The 17328-nt window shown below is 34.9% G+C and carries 15 protein-coding genes; 10 read left to right on the top strand and 5 right to left on the bottom strand.

Annotated elements, in window-relative coordinates:
* Nucleotides 1–258 precede the first annotated feature (258 nt).
* Nucleotides 259–882 (bottom strand): DMP19 family protein, encoded by a 624-nt coding sequence (locus ACNQGO_RS14810; protein WP_417947947.1) that lies wholly within the window; start codon nucleotides 880–882, stop codon nucleotides 259–261.
* Between the two features lie 1152 nt (nucleotides 883–2034).
* Nucleotides 2035–3078 (bottom strand): tyrosine-type recombinase/integrase, encoded by a 1044-nt coding sequence (locus tag ACNQGO_RS14805; protein ID WP_417985751.1) that lies wholly within the window; start codon nucleotides 3076–3078, stop codon nucleotides 2035–2037.
* Between the two features lie 376 nt (nucleotides 3079–3454).
* Between ACNQGO_RS14805 and tgt the strand changes: the two genes are divergently transcribed.
* From tgt to ACNQGO_RS14760, 9 genes are all read left to right on the top strand, one after another.
* Nucleotides 3455–4585, top strand: a complete 1131-nt coding sequence (tgt, locus tag ACNQGO_RS14800; RefSeq protein ID WP_417945947.1) for a tRNA guanosine(34) transglycosylase Tgt — start codon at nucleotides 3455–3457, stop codon at nucleotides 4583–4585.
* Between the two features lie 223 nt (nucleotides 4586–4808).
* On the top strand, nucleotides 4809–5897 hold the full coding sequence (locus tag ACNQGO_RS14795) for an LptF/LptG family permease (RefSeq protein ID WP_417971997.1): 1089 nt from the start codon (nucleotides 4809–4811) through the stop codon (nucleotides 5895–5897).
* Nucleotides 5884–6771 carry a DMT family transporter gene (locus ACNQGO_RS14790; protein WP_417985750.1) on the top strand — a complete coding sequence of 296 codons (888 nt, stop codon included), beginning with the start codon at nucleotides 5884–5886 and terminating at the stop codon, nucleotides 6769–6771. Before ACNQGO_RS14795 ends, ACNQGO_RS14790 begins: the two co-directional genes overlap by 14 nt.
* A gap of 115 nt (nucleotides 6772–6886) precedes the next feature.
* A complete protein-coding gene (locus tag ACNQGO_RS14785; RefSeq protein ID WP_417945941.1) occupies nucleotides 6887–7840 on the top strand; it encodes an acetyl-CoA carboxylase carboxyltransferase subunit alpha in 954 nt (317 codons plus the stop codon).
* A gap of 140 nt (nucleotides 7841–7980) precedes the next feature.
* Nucleotides 7981–9525 (top strand): replicative DNA helicase, encoded by a 1545-nt coding sequence (dnaB, locus tag ACNQGO_RS14780; RefSeq protein WP_417945939.1) that lies wholly within the window; start codon nucleotides 7981–7983, stop codon nucleotides 9523–9525.
* A gap of 179 nt (nucleotides 9526–9704) precedes the next feature.
* A complete protein-coding gene (locus tag ACNQGO_RS14775) occupies nucleotides 9705–10082 on the top strand; it encodes a hypothetical protein (RefSeq protein ID WP_417948112.1) in 378 nt (125 codons plus the stop codon).
* Nucleotides 10083–10086: 4 nt separating this feature from the next.
* On the top strand, nucleotides 10087–10719 hold the full coding sequence (locus tag ACNQGO_RS14770; protein ID WP_417948111.1) for a hypothetical protein: 633 nt from the start codon (nucleotides 10087–10089) through the stop codon (nucleotides 10717–10719).
* Between the two features lie 3 nt (nucleotides 10720–10722).
* Nucleotides 10723–11514: a sensor histidine kinase gene (locus tag ACNQGO_RS14765; RefSeq protein ID WP_417985749.1), complete on the top strand. Its 792-nt coding sequence runs from the start codon at nucleotides 10723–10725 to the stop codon at nucleotides 11512–11514.
* A gap of 1 nt (nucleotide 11515) precedes the next feature.
* On the top strand, nucleotides 11516–12184 hold the full coding sequence (locus tag ACNQGO_RS14760; RefSeq protein WP_417985748.1) for a response regulator transcription factor: 669 nt from the start codon (nucleotides 11516–11518) through the stop codon (nucleotides 12182–12184).
* A gap of 96 nt (nucleotides 12185–12280) precedes the next feature.
* Here the strand turns inward: ACNQGO_RS14760 and ACNQGO_RS14755 are convergent, their stop codons facing one another.
* Both ACNQGO_RS14755 and ACNQGO_RS14750 read right to left on the bottom strand, forming a co-directional pair.
* On the bottom strand, nucleotides 12281–12904 hold the full coding sequence (locus tag ACNQGO_RS14755; protein ID WP_417985747.1) for a DUF547 domain-containing protein: 624 nt from the start codon (nucleotides 12902–12904) through the stop codon (nucleotides 12281–12283).
* Between the two features lie 39 nt (nucleotides 12905–12943).
* On the bottom strand, nucleotides 12944–13084 hold the full coding sequence (locus tag ACNQGO_RS14750) for a hypothetical protein (RefSeq protein WP_417948216.1): 141 nt from the start codon (nucleotides 13082–13084) through the stop codon (nucleotides 12944–12946).
* A gap of 165 nt (nucleotides 13085–13249) precedes the next feature.
* Here ACNQGO_RS14750 and ACNQGO_RS14745 point away from each other — a divergent pair, with 165 nt between their 5' ends.
* Entirely contained in the window at nucleotides 13250–14509 is a 1260-nt protein-coding gene (locus ACNQGO_RS14745) for an asparagine synthetase B (RefSeq protein WP_417985746.1), read from the top strand.
* Between the two features lie 110 nt (nucleotides 14510–14619).
* Here ACNQGO_RS14745 and cphA read toward each other — a convergent pair whose 3' ends face one another.
* The gene (gene cphA / locus ACNQGO_RS14740) at nucleotides 14620–17244 is read right to left on the bottom strand and encodes a cyanophycin synthetase (protein WP_417985745.1); all 2625 of its coding nucleotides are present in this window, start codon (nucleotides 17242–17244) and stop codon (nucleotides 14620–14622) included.
* Between the last annotated feature and the right edge of the window lie 84 nt (nucleotides 17245–17328).

The following is a 17328-nucleotide window of genomic DNA, read 5'->3' as shown; positions in this document are numbered from 1 at the left end:
GATGAATTTCATTCTTAAATATACATAAAACCAACGAGTTATGCAAATTATTTGAACGGTTTTTTGTACAAATTATCTAACAGGGGAAAAGGAGGTTATTAGACAGTTTGACGTCCCGCTACTACAGCGGGTTTGGGACTAAATTAAGCCCATTCTTCGGATTTGCCAAATCATCCCAAATACAAAACCAACTTTCCATTAAGCCAATTGCCCAAATCCGTTGTAGTAGCTGTTAGCGGTTCGGGCTTTTTTTACGTTTCAGTTGTCGATAAATTCAGTTTTATGTTTTCTAATAAAATCTACTTGTATTTGTTCTAAATTTTCAGTTTTGTAAAGGTCATAAAAATCATCGTCAAACTTGTTCAATGGATTGTCTTCGTAAGATTTACTAAAACCATCTATTGTACCGTCTTGATATTGTTTGATTTTCGCATTCTCTTTTTCAAAGGTAATATTGGCTTGTTTCGTTAAGTCTGAAAATTTATGTGCTCCAACTAATTTTAAAGCATCAGGCAAATATTTATAAAACTGTCCACTTGAATTAAAGTAAAATTGATTGTAACCACCATTATTGACTTCTGATTCTAAAGCCCAAATCATATAAATTGCTTGTTTAGATTTGTTCCAACTCATTACAGTTTCAAATTCATTTTCATAATCTTTGGAACTCTTTTGGGGTAAATTGTCAAAGACTAATTGTAATAATTTATCATCAGAAGTATTGTCAATTAGTTCTTCAGTTAGTTTTGAATAGATTTTTCTGTTATTAAATTCTTCAATTGATTGAGTAATTTTTTCGCCATTTTTTTTCCCGTTTGGCGAGCATCCAAATACACTTAATATTGTCGATATAATTCCCATAATAACTGAATTTCTTTTCATTCGTCTGTTTTTTTAGCCTGACCGCTAACGTTCTCGCGCTACAAGCAGTTTGGGACTAAATTAGCGTTATCTTTCGGATTTGCCAAATCATTCCAAATACAAACCAATTTTTCCATTAAGCCAAATCCCCAAATTGCTTGTAGCGTGTGTTACTGGCTGGTTATTTTGTCGAAATTACAATTAAACCGCAAATTTTTCACGCTTCTGTTGGCAGAATCCAACTTTCACGTTTCTGCTTTTCGGCTCGTAATTTTCGGTTTATTATTTTCAATTATTTACTTTTAATTTCTGCGCTAAACTTTTCAAGTTTCTGCTGGCAGATTCCGACTTTCACGCTTCTGATTTTCAGATTCCAATTTTCAAGTTTCTGTTGGCAAGTTCCAATTTTCACGCTTCAGTTTTTCGTCTGTTTATTGTCAGATTTTAACTTTCCGACTTCTGCTGGCGATTCCAATTTTCACGCTTCTGCTTTGTAAACTTTTTGCGGAAACAATGTTTATTTCCAAATCGAAATTACCTGCGTAATTTCGGCATAACTAGCCAGTAACGTCCCCGCTACAAGCAGTTTGGGACTAAATTATGCCCATTCTTCGGATTTGCCAAATCATTCAAATACAAAACCATATTTAAATTAAGCCAAATCCCCAAATTGCTTGTAGCGTGTGTTACTGGCTGGTTATTTTGTCGAAATTACAATTAAACCGAAAATTTTCACGCTTCCGTTGGCAGTATCCAACTTTCACGTTTCTGCATTTCTGCTCGTAATTTTCAACGTTTTATTTTCAATTATTTACTTTTTTAATTTCTGCGCAAAACTTTTTACGTTTCTGTTGGGAAGTTTCGACTTCACGCTTCTGTTTTTCCGATTCCAATTCTGAATTTCTGTTGGCAAGTTTCCATTTTCACGCTTTAGTTTTTCAGATTACAACTTTTTAAGTTTCTGATGGAAAGTTCCAATTTTCACGCTTCTACATTTTTAAGTTTCTGCGAGTTACAAACTTTATTTCCAAATCGAAATTACCTGCGTAATTTCCGCATAACTAGCCAGTAACTTGTATATATGTCTGACAAAATCAGACCTATCACCCCAATATTGGGTGGCTTTGTCTGACAAGAGTCAGTTTTATTTATTTTCAAATGTAGTATATTTTTTTATAAATCATCAAACGGACTTTTAATTTGTTGCAAACTTTTCGTACTTACGTGGGTGTAAATTTCGGTAGTTTTACTGCTATTATGACCCAATAATTCTTGTATGTAGCGCAAATCGGTACCGCTTTCCAGCAAATGAGTAGCAAAACTATGACGCAACCAATGCAAACTAACGGGTTTTGTAATGCTTGCTTTTTGTAGTGCTTGCTTAAGGACACTTTGTAAACTTTTTTCGGAATACGTTTCTCCAGGAGTTACCCCTTCAAAAAGCCAAATTTTAGGTCTATAGCCTATGTAATATTCTCGGAGCATCTCTAAAATTTTTGGAGATAAGGGAGTAATTCTGTCCTTTTTACCCTTGCTTTGGCGGATAATTATAATTCCTCTTTTAGAATCAATATCGGCAGGTTTTAAATTTAGGAGTTCGCTTCTACGCAAGCCACAACTGTATATAAGTGAAAGCATCATTTTATGTTTGAGGTTGTTGTGGGCATTCAAGATTAGTTTTACCTCTTCTTTGCTTAGCACATTGGGTAATACTTTGGCGCGTTTGGGTCGGTGTATCTTGTCAATGTCAATTTTAGTGTCCAATACTATTTTAAAAAAGAGTTTGATGGCATTTACAATTTGGTTTTGATAGGATTCAGATAATTTTTTATCAAGGATGTAGTTGTTATTGAACAGGATTACATCATTGTTGTCTATTTCGGGGATGTTTTTTTCTGGAAAAAAGAGTAAAAATGTTTTTAAGGACTCAGAGTACGTGGCTATGGTGTTCGGGCTATACCGTTTGGATAGCAACCATTGTTTGAATTTTTCTAAATAGTGTATGGCTTCCAGAGAAAGTTGCTCTACGTGCTGTGGTTGCAGTTCAAACTGGATTCTGTTTTCGATAGTGTCGGGTATGTGCCACAGTTTTTTTTGTTGGCTCCATCTAGCGCCATTTATTTGTTTGACTTGTTGAATGAGCTCTTGGTTTTTTTCAAAATAGAGTGCAATTCTATTTTCGTCTCTATGTTTTAAGGGTGCTGCTTTCCAGTTCATTGTGCATCTTTTTTTGGTGTTTAAAGATACATTTATTTTTAAGATTTTTACTCCATTTTGCATCTTGAATTGTTGCGTCTCTTTTTTTTGTGTAAGGGATGATCCCGAGACTTCGGGAGGTATCCTTGTAGTGTAACGCAAAGATAAAGCCGAGAGCCCGACCCGAAGTTTTTACGTAGGGGTACACCCAAGAAGGAATTGAAGTTGTTTTGAGGGAATGAAGTGCAGAAAAATATTTTTTGATGTGGGTTTCAAATTAACCTATCTTTGCCAGCCGAACAATCGGGAGATATACGTTGCATAATTTTTTTGGCGCTGTGTTATTGTAGTGATAGGATAGGGTTTTTTAAGAAAAATGTAGATAATACAATACAAAATGAAGTTTGATTTATTAAAAAAAGATCCGTTATCTAAGGCTAGAGCGGGAACTATTACCACCGATCACGGGGTAATTGAAACGCCAATATTTATGCCAGTAGGTACTGTTGCCTCTGTAAAAGGGGTGCATCAGCGGGAATTGAAAGAAGATATAAATCCTGATATTATTTTAGGAAATACGTATCACTTGTACTTGCGTCCGCAGACTGAAATTCTAGAAAAAGCGGGTGGTTTGCACAAGTTTATGAACTGGGACAGAAATATATTGACAGATTCTGGCGGGTACCAAGTGTATTCCTTGAGTGCCAATAGAAAAATTAAGGAAGAAGGGGTAAAGTTTAAATCGCATATTGATGGTTCGTACCATTTTTTTACACCCGAGAATGTGATGGAGATTCAACGTACCATAGGTGCCGATATTATCATGGCATTTGATGAATGCACGCCATATCCTTGCGATTACAACTACGCGAAGCGCTCTATGAAAATGACGCACCGCTGGCTAGACCGCTGCATAAATCACCTAGACACGCTACCGTTTAAGTACGGGTACGAGCAAACTTTTTTCCCTATTGTACAAGGAAGTACCTATAAAGATTTACGCGCACAATCAGCAGAATATATTGCCAATTCCAACCAACAAGGAAATGCCATAGGCGGCTTATCTGTAGGGGAACCTGCAGAGGAAATGTATGCCATGACTGAGGTGGTATGTGAAATTTTACCCGAAGACAAACCAAGGTATTTGATGGGTGTGGGAACGCCTATTAACATTCTTGAAAATATAGCGTTGGGTATTGATATGTTTGATTGTGTGATGCCTACCCGTAACGCCCGCAACGGAATGTTGTTTACCGCTAACGGAACCATCAACATTAAAAATAAAAAGTGGGAAGCTGATTTTTCTCCTGTAGATGAGATGGGAATCACTTGGGTAGATACTGAATATACTAAAGCGTATTTGCGCCATCTTTTTGCTGCCAATGAATACCTGGGGAAACAAATTGCTACGATACACAATCTTGGTTTTTATATGTGGTTGGTTCGTGAAGCTAGAAAACATATCTTAGCAGGTGATTTTAAGCCTTGGAAAGAAATGATGGTGAAGAATATGAACCAACGATTGTAATTGAAAAGTGAAAAGTGAAAAGTAAGTAGTGAATAGCAAAAATGATAAATTGAATGTAGCCATTTTGTTGCTCGTACTCTAAATAATTGCTTCAGCCTATTCTAAGTTGCTAAAGACTTTTTACTAAGAACCACTATCTAAGTACCACTCACTAGGGACTATTCACTAAGTACTATTTACTAGGGACTATTCACTAAGGACTACTAACTAATCACGAGAAAGAATGCTAACAATAATAGACAAATACATCCTTAAAAGATATTTAGCCACATTTGCGGTGATGCTGTTGTTGTTTATCCCAATCGGAATTGTAGTTGATGTATCTGAGAAGATCAATAAAATGCTGGAGAATAAAATCCCGTTTTTAGAGATTGCGCTGTACTACTATAATTTTACAATTTATTTTGCGAATTCTCTTTTCCCAATATTTTTATTTTTATCGGTAATTTGGTTTACTTCAAAACTAGCCAATGATACTGAGATTATCGCTATTTTGAGTTCTGGGATTTCATTTACGCGTTTTTTACGGCCGTATATTATTGGTGCTTCTATAGTTTCTGTTTTTGTACTGTTGATGGGTTTCTTTGTGGTTCCAAAAGCCAGTGAAGGCTTCAATAATTTTAGGTACACGTACTTAAAAGGAGGCGGAAAAGAAGCGATGCTTGGCGACAATACCGATGTGTACCGACAAATTAGCGATGACGAGTTTATTTATGTAAATAGTTTTAATGCCGAATCTAAAACGGCTTTTAATTTTTCATTAGAAAAGTTTAAAAATCAGAAACTAGTGCATAAAATTACTGCTTCCAGAATTAAATACGACCCAAAGAAACGTAAGTATACCTTATACGATTATACGAAAAGAACGGTAGGTGAGACCAATGATGTTATTGTAAAACTCCCAGAAAAAGAGGTTGTTTTTAATTTTGATCTAGAGGATTTAGCGCCAGTGGTTTACATTGCTGAAACGTTGAGTTTAGGAAAATTAAACGCCTTTATTAAAAAAGAAAAAGCAAGAGGTTCCTCTACTATAAATGTGTATTTGGTGGTGTTGTATAAAAAATACAGTGTTCCAGTCTCAGCATTTATTCTTACTATTATTGCAGTTGCAGTTTCGGCTATGAAGCGACGAGGCGGTATGGGTACCAATTTAGCAATAGGGATTGCATTGGCTTTTGCCTTTGTATTTTTTGATAAAATCTTTGGAGTATTGGCAGAGAAATCCAGTATTCCGCCTATGTTAGCCGTTTGGTTACCTAATATTGCCTTTGGAATTTTAGCCCTTTATTTACTACGAAATGCAAAACGATAATTTAAAAAGTTATTTAAACCTCCATCTGATTGTTTTTATTTGGGGTTTTACGGCCATTTTAGGCGCTTTAATCACCATTACAGCAGATGCTTTGGTTTGGTATCGCATGTTTTTTGCCGCTGTTTTTTTAGCGTTGTTTTTGGTGTTTAAGAAAAAATCGTTTCGAATTCCCTTAAAGTCGTTCCTTAAATTGATTTTCGTCGGGTTATTGATTGCGTTACACTGGATCTTTTTTTTTAAAGCGATTCATGTGTCTAATGTGTCTATAACACTGTCGGTTTTTTCATTGGGTGCCTTTTTTGCATCTATTTTAGAGCCACTCTTTTATGGTCGAAAGGTTTTGTGGTACGAAGTCTTTTTTGGACTTGTAATTATTGCTGGATTAGCACTGATTATGAAAGTCGAAATCAACTACCTTGACGGAATGTTGTATGCTTTAGCATCGATCATATTAGGAGTTTTGTTTACGCTCATGAACGGTAAACTTATTGCAGTTCACGATCCCTCGGTAATCTCTTTTTATGAATTCCTGGCAGGTGTCACCTTTATAACCATTTACTTTTTGTTTCAAGGGAAATTCACGACAGAATTTTTTGTTTTGACTGCAAATAATTGGACTTTAATATTGATTCTGGCTTCTGTTTGTACAGCCTATGCTTTTACGGCTTCGGTCAAAGTGATGCAAAAACTAACTCCATATACAGTCATGTTGACCACAAACTTAGAACCTGTTTACGGCATTATTCTGGCTTATTTTATCCTTGGCGGAAAAGAGAAAATGAGTTTTGAATTTTACATTGGCGCACTGATAATTGTAATTACAGTAATCCTGAACGGTGCGATTAAACACTACCAAAAGAGCAAAACGGTTTAAGAAATTCCTGCTTTATTGAAGCAAACTTTTATACATAAATAGATTATTTACCTTTTTGAACGATTTAAAATTTTATATTTGCCGTTCGAAATAAAAACAAAAACGCAAAAATCCTATGGAATATTTAGATTTTGAGCTTCCAATAAAAGAACTAGAAGAGCAGTTAGACAAATGTCTTATTATTGGTCAAGAATCGGATGTTGATGTAACGAATACTTGCAAACAAATCAACAAAAAGTTAGAAGAGACTAAAAGACAAATTTATAAAAACTTGACCGCTTGGCAACGTGTACAACTTTCTCGTCATCCTAATAGACCTTACACTTTAGAACACATTACTAATCTTACAAAAGGGACTTTCTTAGAACTTTTTGGTGATAGAAATTTTAAAGATGACAAAGCCATGATTGGTGGTTTAGGTCAAATAGATGGACAATCATTCATGATTGTAGGTCAACAAAAAGGAATCAATACTAAGATGCGTCAGTATAGAAATTTCGGGATGGCAAATCCAGAAGGTTATAGAAAAGCGTTGCGATTGATGAAAATGGCTGAGAAATTCGGTATTCCCGTTTTAACGTTGATTGATACTCCCGGAGCTTATCCAGGATTAGAAGCTGAGGAGCGTGGGCAAGGAGAAGCCATTGCCAGAAACATATTTGAAATGATTCGTTTAAAAGTGCCTATCATCACCGTAATTGTTGGCGAAGGAGCTTCTGGTGGAGCATTAGGAATAGGTGTAGGTGATAAAGTATACATGATGGAAAACACTTGGTATTCTGTTATTTCTCCAGAGTCATGTTCTTCTATTTTATGGAAAAGCTGGGAATACAAAGAACAAGCTGCCGAAGCTTTAAAATTGACATCAGCTGACATGAAAAAACAAAAATTAGTTGATGATATTATACCAGAGCCTTTGGGTGGAGCACACTACGATAGAGCCACTACTTTTAAAACAGTAGAACAATATATCATGAAAGGTTTTAATGAATTGAAAGACTTATCAACAGCTGAATTAATCGCTCAAAGAATGGAGAAATACAGTAAAATGGGTGAGTATAAGGAGTAAAAGCTTACAAAATTATCTTTAATCCGAAGCCTTACCGTTTCGGATTTTTTTTTGGTTATAAACAAAAAATAGTTATTTATAAACAATTATTTGTAACAACTCGATCTCAATATTTTTTTAATTTTTGCTACTTTCGCTCTATGGAAAACTTCAGAAATATAAACCCCGTAAAGGTAGATAAAACAACAATTATAAGTTTAGAAAAGGGGAAATTACCTCCTCAGGTTCTCGATTTAGAAGAGGCGGTGCTGGGTGCCATGATGATTGATAAAAAAGGGGTAGATGATGTCATTGATATTTTACAACCTGATGCTTTTTACAAAGACGCACACAAACATATTTTTGAAGCTATTGTTCAGCTGTTTACCGAGACGCAACCCATTGACTTATTAACTGTTTCGGCCCAATTAAAGAAAAACGCAAAATTAGATCTGGCCGGTGGAGATTTTTACCTCATTCAGCTTACGCAAAAGATTTCTTCTTCGGCGCATATTGAATTTCACTCCAGAATCATTTTACAAAAATTTATTCAGCGTAGTTTGATTCGGATATCATCAGAAATTATCGAAGATTCCTATGATGAAACTACCGATGTTTTTGATTTATTAGACAGAGCTGAGTCTAAACTTTACGAAGTTACACAGGGAAACATAAAACGTAGTTCAGAAACAGCGCAGAGTTTAGTACTGCAAGCCAAAAAAAGAATCGAGGAAATTGCTGGTCAGGAGGGATTGAGCGGTGTAGCAACTGGTTTTGATAAATTAGATAAGATAACTTCGGGTTGGCAACCAAGTGATTTAATTATTATTGCAGCAAGGCCAGCGATGGGTAAAACTGCATTTGTATTATCGATGGCTCGAAATATGGCTATTGATTTTGGAATGCCAGTAGCCTTATTTTCGTTGGAGATGGCATCAGTTCAACTGATTACCCGTTTGATTTCCTCAGAAACAGGACTCTCATCAGAGAAGTTGCGTACCGGTAAATTAGAAAAACACGAGTGGGAACAATTGAGTACCAAAGTGAAGAATTTAGAAAAAGCACCTTTGTTTATTGATGACACCCCTTCGTTGTCTATTTTCGATTTACGGGCTAAATCAAGACGTTTGGTTTCGCAACACGGAATCCGAATTATAATTGTCGATTATTTGCAATTGATGACCGCTGGAGGAAACGGAAAAGGGGGCGGAAATAGAGAGCAGGAGATTTCTACTATTTCCCGAAACTTAAAAGCATTAGCCAAAGAATTGAATGTTCCTGTTATTGCCCTTTCACAATTATCACGTGCCGTAGAAACCCGTGGTTCTAGTAAAAGGCCTTTATTATCGGATTTACGTGAATCTGGGGCGATTGAGCAAGATGCCGATATTGTTTCGTTTTTATACCGTCCGGAATATTATAAAATTGACGAATGGGATGATGATGAAGCTTCGCCAACAGCAGGACAAGCCGAAATTATGATTGCTAAACACCGTAATGGTAGCATAGAAAACGTTCGATTAAAGTTTATAGGACACCTCGGGAAGTTTGATAATCTGGAGGATTTTAGTGGAGGTTATGACGATTTACCATCAAGTATGAATCAAGAGGACAATCCTTTTATCACTAAAAATTTACCATCAGCAAATGATGCTTTCGGGAGTAATTTGAATGATTTTGATGATGACAGTGATGTTCCTTTTTAATAGTTTATTGTAATTGTATAATATGCCCTCAATGAAAATTTTGTGGGCATTTTTTATTAAAAGTGTCAGTATATTTTTAATAAATTAGAATGTTCTTTTTGTGAAAAAAATTGAATAAATTAGCTACGCTTATTTAGTAAAGTAAGTTCTATAAAACTAACCTTAAAACACACACAATTATGGACAACGAAAATTTTACAGGGCCAATTGAAATTTCATTACAAACTGCCGAAAAATGGACAAAAGCGTTTCAAAACAATATTGAAATTGAGGATGCTAAAAAGAAAGTAAATGCTTTTTTAATTCCAAGAGAAAGCCTTGAAGCAGTATTAGCTCTTAAAACAGAAGCTGTGCGTGCCTATATGGGTATAAATGATAATAATGAAGAAACACTCTTGTTTGTAGGAGCAAACAAAGATGAAACTGGCATTTACAGAGACGTTTTTGGAACTTCTCAATATGATAAAGAAGGAAATCTTGGTGAAGAAAGTGTTGTTTATGATTTTTCAAAACCATGTCCACCTAATGGAGATCCTGCAAGTCCATTAAATCAATAATGTGATGTACGATTCATTTGTTAATATTGGTTATTTCTTGTCACTTATCAATTTAATACTTTTTATAAAAGGCTTTTCATCTCAAGATAAAGCCTTTAAAATATTTACTTGGTATTTGGGAATTGTCTTCTGTATACAAATGACAGCAACCGTATATGTGTTTTTTTCGGTTAATAATTTATTCTTATCTCATTTCTATTTTATTGGCCAGTTAGTGCTATTAAGTTGTTTTTACAACACGCTTTTGAAAACAAAAGCACAAATTTATTTCTTAAAAATTGCTTTTGTCCTAGGGATTTTGGTATTAAGTATCCACTATTATTTAGATCCGAGTCAGTTTTATAAATTTAATCTTTTTGAAATTGCTGTAACATCACTACTCGTCGTAGTTTTTGCAATGCTGCATTTGTACAACATCCTTGCCGAAGAAAAAAAATTTTATTATGTTACCGTTGGCATTATAATGTACTTGTTAGGAAGTACGGTTTTATTTTTTGTTGGGAATTTTATAATAGGATTAAGTGCTGAATTTAAATTTCTGACCTGGACATTAAACGCAATTTTAGTTATTGTTTATCAGTTGTTTATACTTTTCGAATGGAAAAGAAGTTTTTACAAAAAAGCAATTAAAAACTAAATTATGTTGAAAAATCTAGCGAATGAGAAAGAAATAGTAGAAATTATATTTTACATCTCTGGTTTTTTTATAGTCATTGCGGTGACTTTAATTATATTTTTCTATTTTTCAAGAAAGAAAATTATTCAAAAGGAATTAGAAAAGAAAGACTTAGAAATTCAGTATCAAAAGGAACTTTTAAGTGCCGTAATCATTACGCAAGAAGAGGAACGCAAACGTATTGCACAAGATTTACATGACGATATTAGTTCTAAGCTAAATATAGTTTCCTTAAACAGTTACTTGCTTACGGCACCTAACTTAACCGAAAATGAAACACTTGGGATTACAAAAACTATAATTGAGCTCACGAGCAAAGCACTTGATAGTTCAAGAAAAATTGCTCACGGGCTACTGCCTCCCGTTTTAGAAAAATTTGGACTTCATGCCGGAATTGAAGAATTGTGTTTAGAATTCAGCAGTTCTAGAGCGGTGGAAGTAGCGTATGAAAATAAAACGAACTTTGATAGTGCTGATAACGACAGGCACTTGCATGTATTTAGAATTTTGCAGGAATTAATGAACAATTCGTTGCGGCATGGTAAAGCATCTCATATTTCGATTGTTATCGAGGACATACAAGAAATGAAAAGGTGTACCTATCAGGATAACGGAATTGGTTTTGATACCATTACTATAGATAATCAAAAAGGATTAGGAATGAAAAATATAGAAAGCAGAGTTGCTTTTTTAAAAGGAGAAATGATCTTAGAGAGTGCAATAAATAAAGGAGTTTCAGTACTTTTTAACTTTTAAAATGATAGACGCGATCAAAATAATATTAGTCGATGATGAAGTCCTTTTTAGAAAAGGAATCTCCTTCTTGTTGGGACGCGAAGCTAATATTGATATTATTTTTGAAGCCTCAAATGGGGAGGATTTGATTTTTTATTTACAACATAACACCAATAATCATCCAGATATTATTATCATGGATTTAAAAATGCCTGTAATTAATGGCGTTGAGGCTACCAAGATTATTAGAAAGGAGTTTCCAGAGCTAAAAATCATTGCACTTACTAGTTATGATTCTAAATCTTTTGTGGCTAATATGATAGATGTTGGAGCAGTTTCCTACTTGATAAAAAATGCTACTCCACAAGAATTACTCACTACAATAAATGAAGTAGCTTTAAAGGGTTTTTATTACACAGATTATGTAATGAAAATTATTCAAGACGATGTTTTGACAACTAAAAAAACTAAAAGTAATTTCGATTCTAACTTTCTTAGTCCACGTGAGATAGAAGTACTTAAACTAATCTGTCTCCAAAAAAGTACAGCAGAAATTGCGGATCAACTTTTTATTAGTCCCAGAACGGTCGAGGGACATCGCAACAATTTACTCTTAAAAACCGAATCTAGGAATATAGCTGGCTTGGTAGTTTATGCTGTTCAGAATTCACTTTTACAATTGAATGATTAATGATTTGAATTCATTGTTCAATAATTTTACGAAAGTTTGTTGCTTTAGCTAGTTGTAGTTTTGGGCTCAATAGTAGTCTTTAATTCATATTTTGCACTATACCAAGTCTACACCTGAAGTTGTTTTTACTAATTTTTTCACGGAATCTTTGCCTCTTAAATTTTTCAAATACGATACTAAAAAAGCTGCGTTTTTACTTGTCTTTAATTCAGTATCAAATTCTGTTTCTTTACGTATAAAATCCTTAGAAATTATTGTAAGTTGTTCCTCTATTAGGTCACAATCGAAATACTCAATGTTTTCTGCTGTCAAATTAGTATGCCTTAATGCAAAACAAATTCTGTTATCGACTTTACTAACTGCTAGATTTTTTATAAAATCCGAATAAAAAGGATTGGCGATATGACCAAAACCAATTTTAAACTTACCTTTTCTCAGTATGCCGTGTTCAATATCATTTAAGGAAAGTACTGAGCCCGCAATTTTGATTCTTTTAAGATCAAAAATTTTATTATTTTGATTGAGTTCATTGCAGATGATGAGGTAGAAAGCATTGTAAACATTGATCCAAAATGCTTTTTTTAAATTATCATTATCTAGGCTTTTTTCAAGTTTTACGGGATTAATATAGAAAAATTGTCTTCTCAATGAAGATGTATCTATTTCTAAATTAGCCAAATAAAAAATCTCTTCTGCTAAAGTGTTGTAGTAGTTTTTCACAATAATTAGGTACTGTATTTGGGGATTTAAAAAGAGTTTTTATTTAAAAATAAAATGATAACACAAATAATAAAAGGTAACAATTAGTGCTACTAATACCGCTATTGCTGCTTTTTTTACAAGATCCATTACACTCACTTTTCTATTTTTTTCGGGATGATTTAATACTAAATTTTTCATGGTAGAAGATTAAGTTTATGTTTCAAATTTATAGATAGAAAATGGTTTGGCTATACGTAGTTTTACGTGTTTTTATTGTAAACTATTTTAGAGGTAATATTTAATGAAAGATTAAAGCATTTAATTGACTTACTTTCTATCTTTGAGGTGTAAAATCTTAAATCGATGTATAAAGCATTTCTATATACGTTTCTTCTCTTGCTAACGATAACAGTAAAAGCTTCTTTTATTTTGTTGCCAATGGATGAAACGAGCCAAAAAAATCATCTTAAAGCATACGGAATCACCTATTGGTGTTTAAATAAAAATTATAAAGCCAGTTGGTTGTTGAACTATCGCGGGGGGTCTTTTCTATTGCCTGATGCAGATGAGATCCGCAAAGAATGCCAAATTCGTGGGGTGAGTTTTGAAGTAATTTCAGATGGTGACGAAGTTGCTATTTTAAATGAAATATCAAGTCCTTCTCAAAATATGGAATCTGTGATACTTGAAAAAGCACCTAAAATTGCTGTTTATACACCAAAAGGCAAACAACCTTGGGATGATGCAGTTACTCTGGTGTTAACGTATGCCGAAATTCCTTTCACACCTATTTATGATGAAGAAGTTTTAAGTGATCAATTGTTACTTTATGATTGGTTGCACTTGCATCATGAAGATTTTTCAGGGCAATACGGTAAATTTTATGCTGCTTATAAAAATGCGCCGTGGTATATTGAACAAAAAAAAGATGCTGAAGCTTTAGCAACCAAACTTGGTTTTACAAAAGTCGCGGTAGAGAAAGGTGCTGTAGCCAAAAAAATTAGGGATTTTGTCATAGGCGGTGGCTTTATGTTTGCGATGTGTTCAGCAACGGACAGTTTTGATATAGCTCTCGCAGCTGATGGTGTTGATATTTGTGAAACCATGTTTGATGGAGATCCTAGTGAAGGCAACTATCAGTCTAAAATGAATTACGGTAATTCATTTGCATTCAAGGATTATATATTAGAAAGAAAACCAGAACAATATGAATTTTCAGATATTGATATGACTCCTAAGCGCCGAGTTCCTGTAGATAAGGATTATTTTACATTGATGGAATTTTCTGCAAAATGGGATCCAATTCCAAGCATGCTTTGTCAAAATCACACACAATTAGTCAAAGGATTTATGGGACAAACGACCGCTTTTGATAGCGCATTAGTAAAGTCTAATATTTTAGTGATGGGAACTTGTGAGTTGAATGGTGAGGTTCGGTATTTAAATGGACAGAGAGGGAAAGGGATGTTTACTTTTTATGGCGGTCATGATCCAGAGGATTTTCAGCATCAAGTAGGCGATCCTCCTACGGTTTTGGATCTACATCCCAATTCTCCTGGCTATCGCTTGATTCTAAATAATGTCTTGTTTCCAGCAGCAAAGAAAAAAAAGTTGAAAACCTAGTTTAAAAGTAAAGGCAATCAGAAATAAGAACACCCCAAAAAGTAAGCTACTATTTGGGGTGTTTTTTTTAAAAAAAAGCGACTACGTACAGCCTACACAGTCACTAAGTTTTATAGTTCACCATTCTCGTTTTCTTTGTCTAAATATTCTTGTACAATTTCGATCGCATTAGTAACTACGTCGCTCAATGCAGTAATAAAGCTTCCTTCTTCGGCGCAATTGATTGCATGCTTAATTGCTTCAACTTCTTTGGGAATGATTTCGTGAGTAACGGGTCTGCCAGACTCTGATATACCCTCAAGTAATAATTTATTAATCTCAGCTTCTGTTCTACCTCTTAAGTGTTTTTCTTGTCGTATGATAATATGATCAAACATGCGTCCTGCAATTTTTGCACATTCTTTAATATCTTCATCACGACGGTCACCAACACCAGCAATAATTCCAATTTTTTTGGTGGCTTGCACACTTTGCAAATAGTCTTCGACACCTGCATAACCCGAAGCATTGTGCGCAAAATCAATTAATACTTTGAATTTTTTAAACTCAAATATATTCATACGTCCAGGAGAGTGTGCTGCACTTGGAATGAAAGTTTGTAACGATAAGCTAATATCTTCGGTTTTAAATCCCCATAAATAACTTGCCAACGTGGCGGCAAGTACATTTGCTATCATGAATTTAGCCTTTCCTCCTAATGTTAGTGGAACGTGACTGGCGCGTTCAATTCGGATTTTCCATTCCCCTTTCTTAATGGTAATATATCCGTTTTCATAAACGGCAACTGTTTTCCCTTCGGCACATAGTTTTTTGATAAAGTCATTGTCTTCGCTTAAACTAAAGTAAGCGACATTACAATTCAAATCTTGACCTATTTTTATACAATGCTCATCGTCTCCGTTTAAAACTGCCCAACCATTTTTCTTGATACTTTTTACTACAGTAGCTTTTACTCTCGCTAAATCATCTAAGGTATGAATGTCATTTAAACCCAAATGGTCTTCTTGAATATTAGTAATAACTCCAATATCACATAAACTAAAACCCAAACCAGATCGCAGGATTCCGCCTCTGGCAGTTTCCAGAACAGCAAATTCTACCGTTGGATCTTTCAAAATGTACTCTGCACTTAGCGGTCCAGTAGTATCGCCTTTTTCCATCATATGATTTTGAATGTAAATCCCATCAGAAGTAGTGAATCCGACCTTGAAACCATTATTTTTTACAATATGCGCTAAAAGTCGGGTAGTAGTAGTTTTTCCATTGGTTCCTGTAACGGCAATAATAGGAATTCGACACGATTTTCCCAGAGGATACAGCATATCGATTACGGGAGCCGCCACATTTATTGGCAACCCTTCAGAGGGAGCAAGGTGCATTCTAAAACCAGGAGCTGCATTGACTTCTAGGATAACACCACCGTTTTCCTTTAATGGCTGTGTCAAATTTTCGGCCATTATATCGACCCCACACACATCAAGCCCTATGACTCTTGAAATACGTTCAGCAAGAAAAATATTCTCTGGGTGCATCATATCAGTGACATCTACAGATGTGCCTCCAGTACTTAAGTTTGCTGTAGATTTTAGGAATACAATTTCACCAATTTTAGGAATGGTTGCGGAGGTATAGCCTAGTTTTTCTAGTAAATCTTCAGTGTCACGATCAACATCAATTTGAGTCAGTACATTTTCATGACCATACCCTCTTCTAGGATCTAAGTTTGTGGTAGTAATTAATTCTTGAATAGTAGCTGTCCCGTCACCAACTACATGAGCAGGAACTCGCTTTGCCGCAGCAACTAATTTGTTGTCAATGACCAATATTCTATAGTCGAATCCAGTAATAAATTTTTCTACAATGATGCGTTTGCTGTATTCTTTGGCAAAAGCCAAACCAGAAACCGCATCTTCCCAATTTGTAACATTAATAGAAGCTCCTTTTCCGTGATTTCCATCCAATGGTTTTAACACGATTGGGTAGCCAATTTTTTTTATGGTCTCTGCCAAATCGTCTTCGTTTACACAAATACTTCCGCTGGCAACAGGAATCGATGCCATATCCAACATTTTTTTGGTAAGTTCTTTATTGCATGCGATATCAACGGCGATACTACTTGTTTTACAGGTAATGGTGGCTTGAAAACGCATTTGATTGATCCCATATCCCAGTTGTACTAATGAATTTGTTCCCAATCGTATCCAAGGAATATCTCTAGAAACCGCTTCTTCTACTATACTTCCGGTACTTGGCCCAAGCCGAACACGCTCTCGTATTTCGCGCATTTTCTGTAAATCAGCATTCAAATCATAATCAGTTCCTGCGATTAAAGCTTCAGCAATTGCGACTGAAGATTCGGCAGCAAAAAGCCCTACATTTTCTTCAGTATAGCTAAACACTACATTATAAGTCCCAGGCGTTTTAGTTTCTCTAGTTCTACCAAATCCCGTTTCCATTCCAGCTAGAGACTGGATTTCTAGAGCAATGTGTTCAATGACATGTCCCATCCAAGTACCACGTTCTACTCTAGAAAAAAATCCGCCACGACATCCTTCAGAACAACGATGCTCAATCAGTGAGGGGAACATAGTCTCGATTCGTTCTCTAAATCCGTCGATTTTATTGGTGGGAAACTGTTCCATTTCTTCTAAATCCAAACGCATTTGGATTAATTTTTTTCTACGAATGCTCCAGATATTTGGTCCGCGAAGTGCTTGTATTTTGATGATTTTCATAAAATGAAACTATTAATTGTATATTGAAATTGGTTTTCGTTTGGCTAGCATTTAAAAATTAAAATGAAGATTTATCGGGATTTA

Source organism: Flavobacterium frigidum (assembly GCF_048286735.1).
Lineage (GTDB): Bacteria > Bacteroidota > Bacteroidia > Flavobacteriales > Flavobacteriaceae > Flavobacterium.
This window is presented reverse-complemented; position numbering and strand designations above follow the sequence as displayed.

Coding starts and splice junctions, on each gene's coding strand:
- ACNQGO_RS14810 (WP_417947947.1), bottom strand. CDS start 882: ATGAAAAGAAATTCAGTTATTATGGGAATTATATCGACAATATTAAGT.
- ACNQGO_RS14805 (WP_417985751.1), bottom strand. CDS start 3,078: ATGAACTGGAAAGCAGCACCCTTAAAACATAGAGACGAAAATAGAATT.
- tgt (WP_417945947.1), top strand. CDS start 3,455: ATGAAGTTTGATTTATTAAAAAAAGATCCGTTATCTAAGGCTAGAGCG.
- ACNQGO_RS14795 (WP_417971997.1), top strand. CDS start 4,809: ATGCTAACAATAATAGACAAATACATCCTTAAAAGATATTTAGCCACA.
- ACNQGO_RS14790 (WP_417985750.1), top strand. CDS start 5,884: ATGCAAAACGATAATTTAAAAAGTTATTTAAACCTCCATCTGATTGTT.
- ACNQGO_RS14785 (WP_417945941.1), top strand. CDS start 6,887: ATGGAATATTTAGATTTTGAGCTTCCAATAAAAGAACTAGAAGAGCAG.
- dnaB (WP_417945939.1), top strand. CDS start 7,981: ATGGAAAACTTCAGAAATATAAACCCCGTAAAGGTAGATAAAACAACA.
- ACNQGO_RS14775 (WP_417948112.1), top strand. CDS start 9,705: ATGGACAACGAAAATTTTACAGGGCCAATTGAAATTTCATTACAAACT.
- ACNQGO_RS14770 (WP_417948111.1), top strand. CDS start 10,087: ATGTACGATTCATTTGTTAATATTGGTTATTTCTTGTCACTTATCAAT.
- ACNQGO_RS14765 (WP_417985749.1), top strand. CDS start 10,723: ATGTTGAAAAATCTAGCGAATGAGAAAGAAATAGTAGAAATTATATTT.
- ACNQGO_RS14760 (WP_417985748.1), top strand. CDS start 11,516: ATGATAGACGCGATCAAAATAATATTAGTCGATGATGAAGTCCTTTTT.
- ACNQGO_RS14750 (WP_417948216.1), bottom strand. CDS start 13,084: ATGAAAAATTTAGTATTAAATCATCCCGAAAAAAATAGAAAAGTGAGT.
- ACNQGO_RS14745 (WP_417985746.1), top strand. CDS start 13,250: ATGTATAAAGCATTTCTATATACGTTTCTTCTCTTGCTAACGATAACA.
- cphA (WP_417985745.1), bottom strand. CDS start 17,244: ATGAAAATCATCAAAATACAAGCACTTCGCGGACCAAATATCTGGAGC.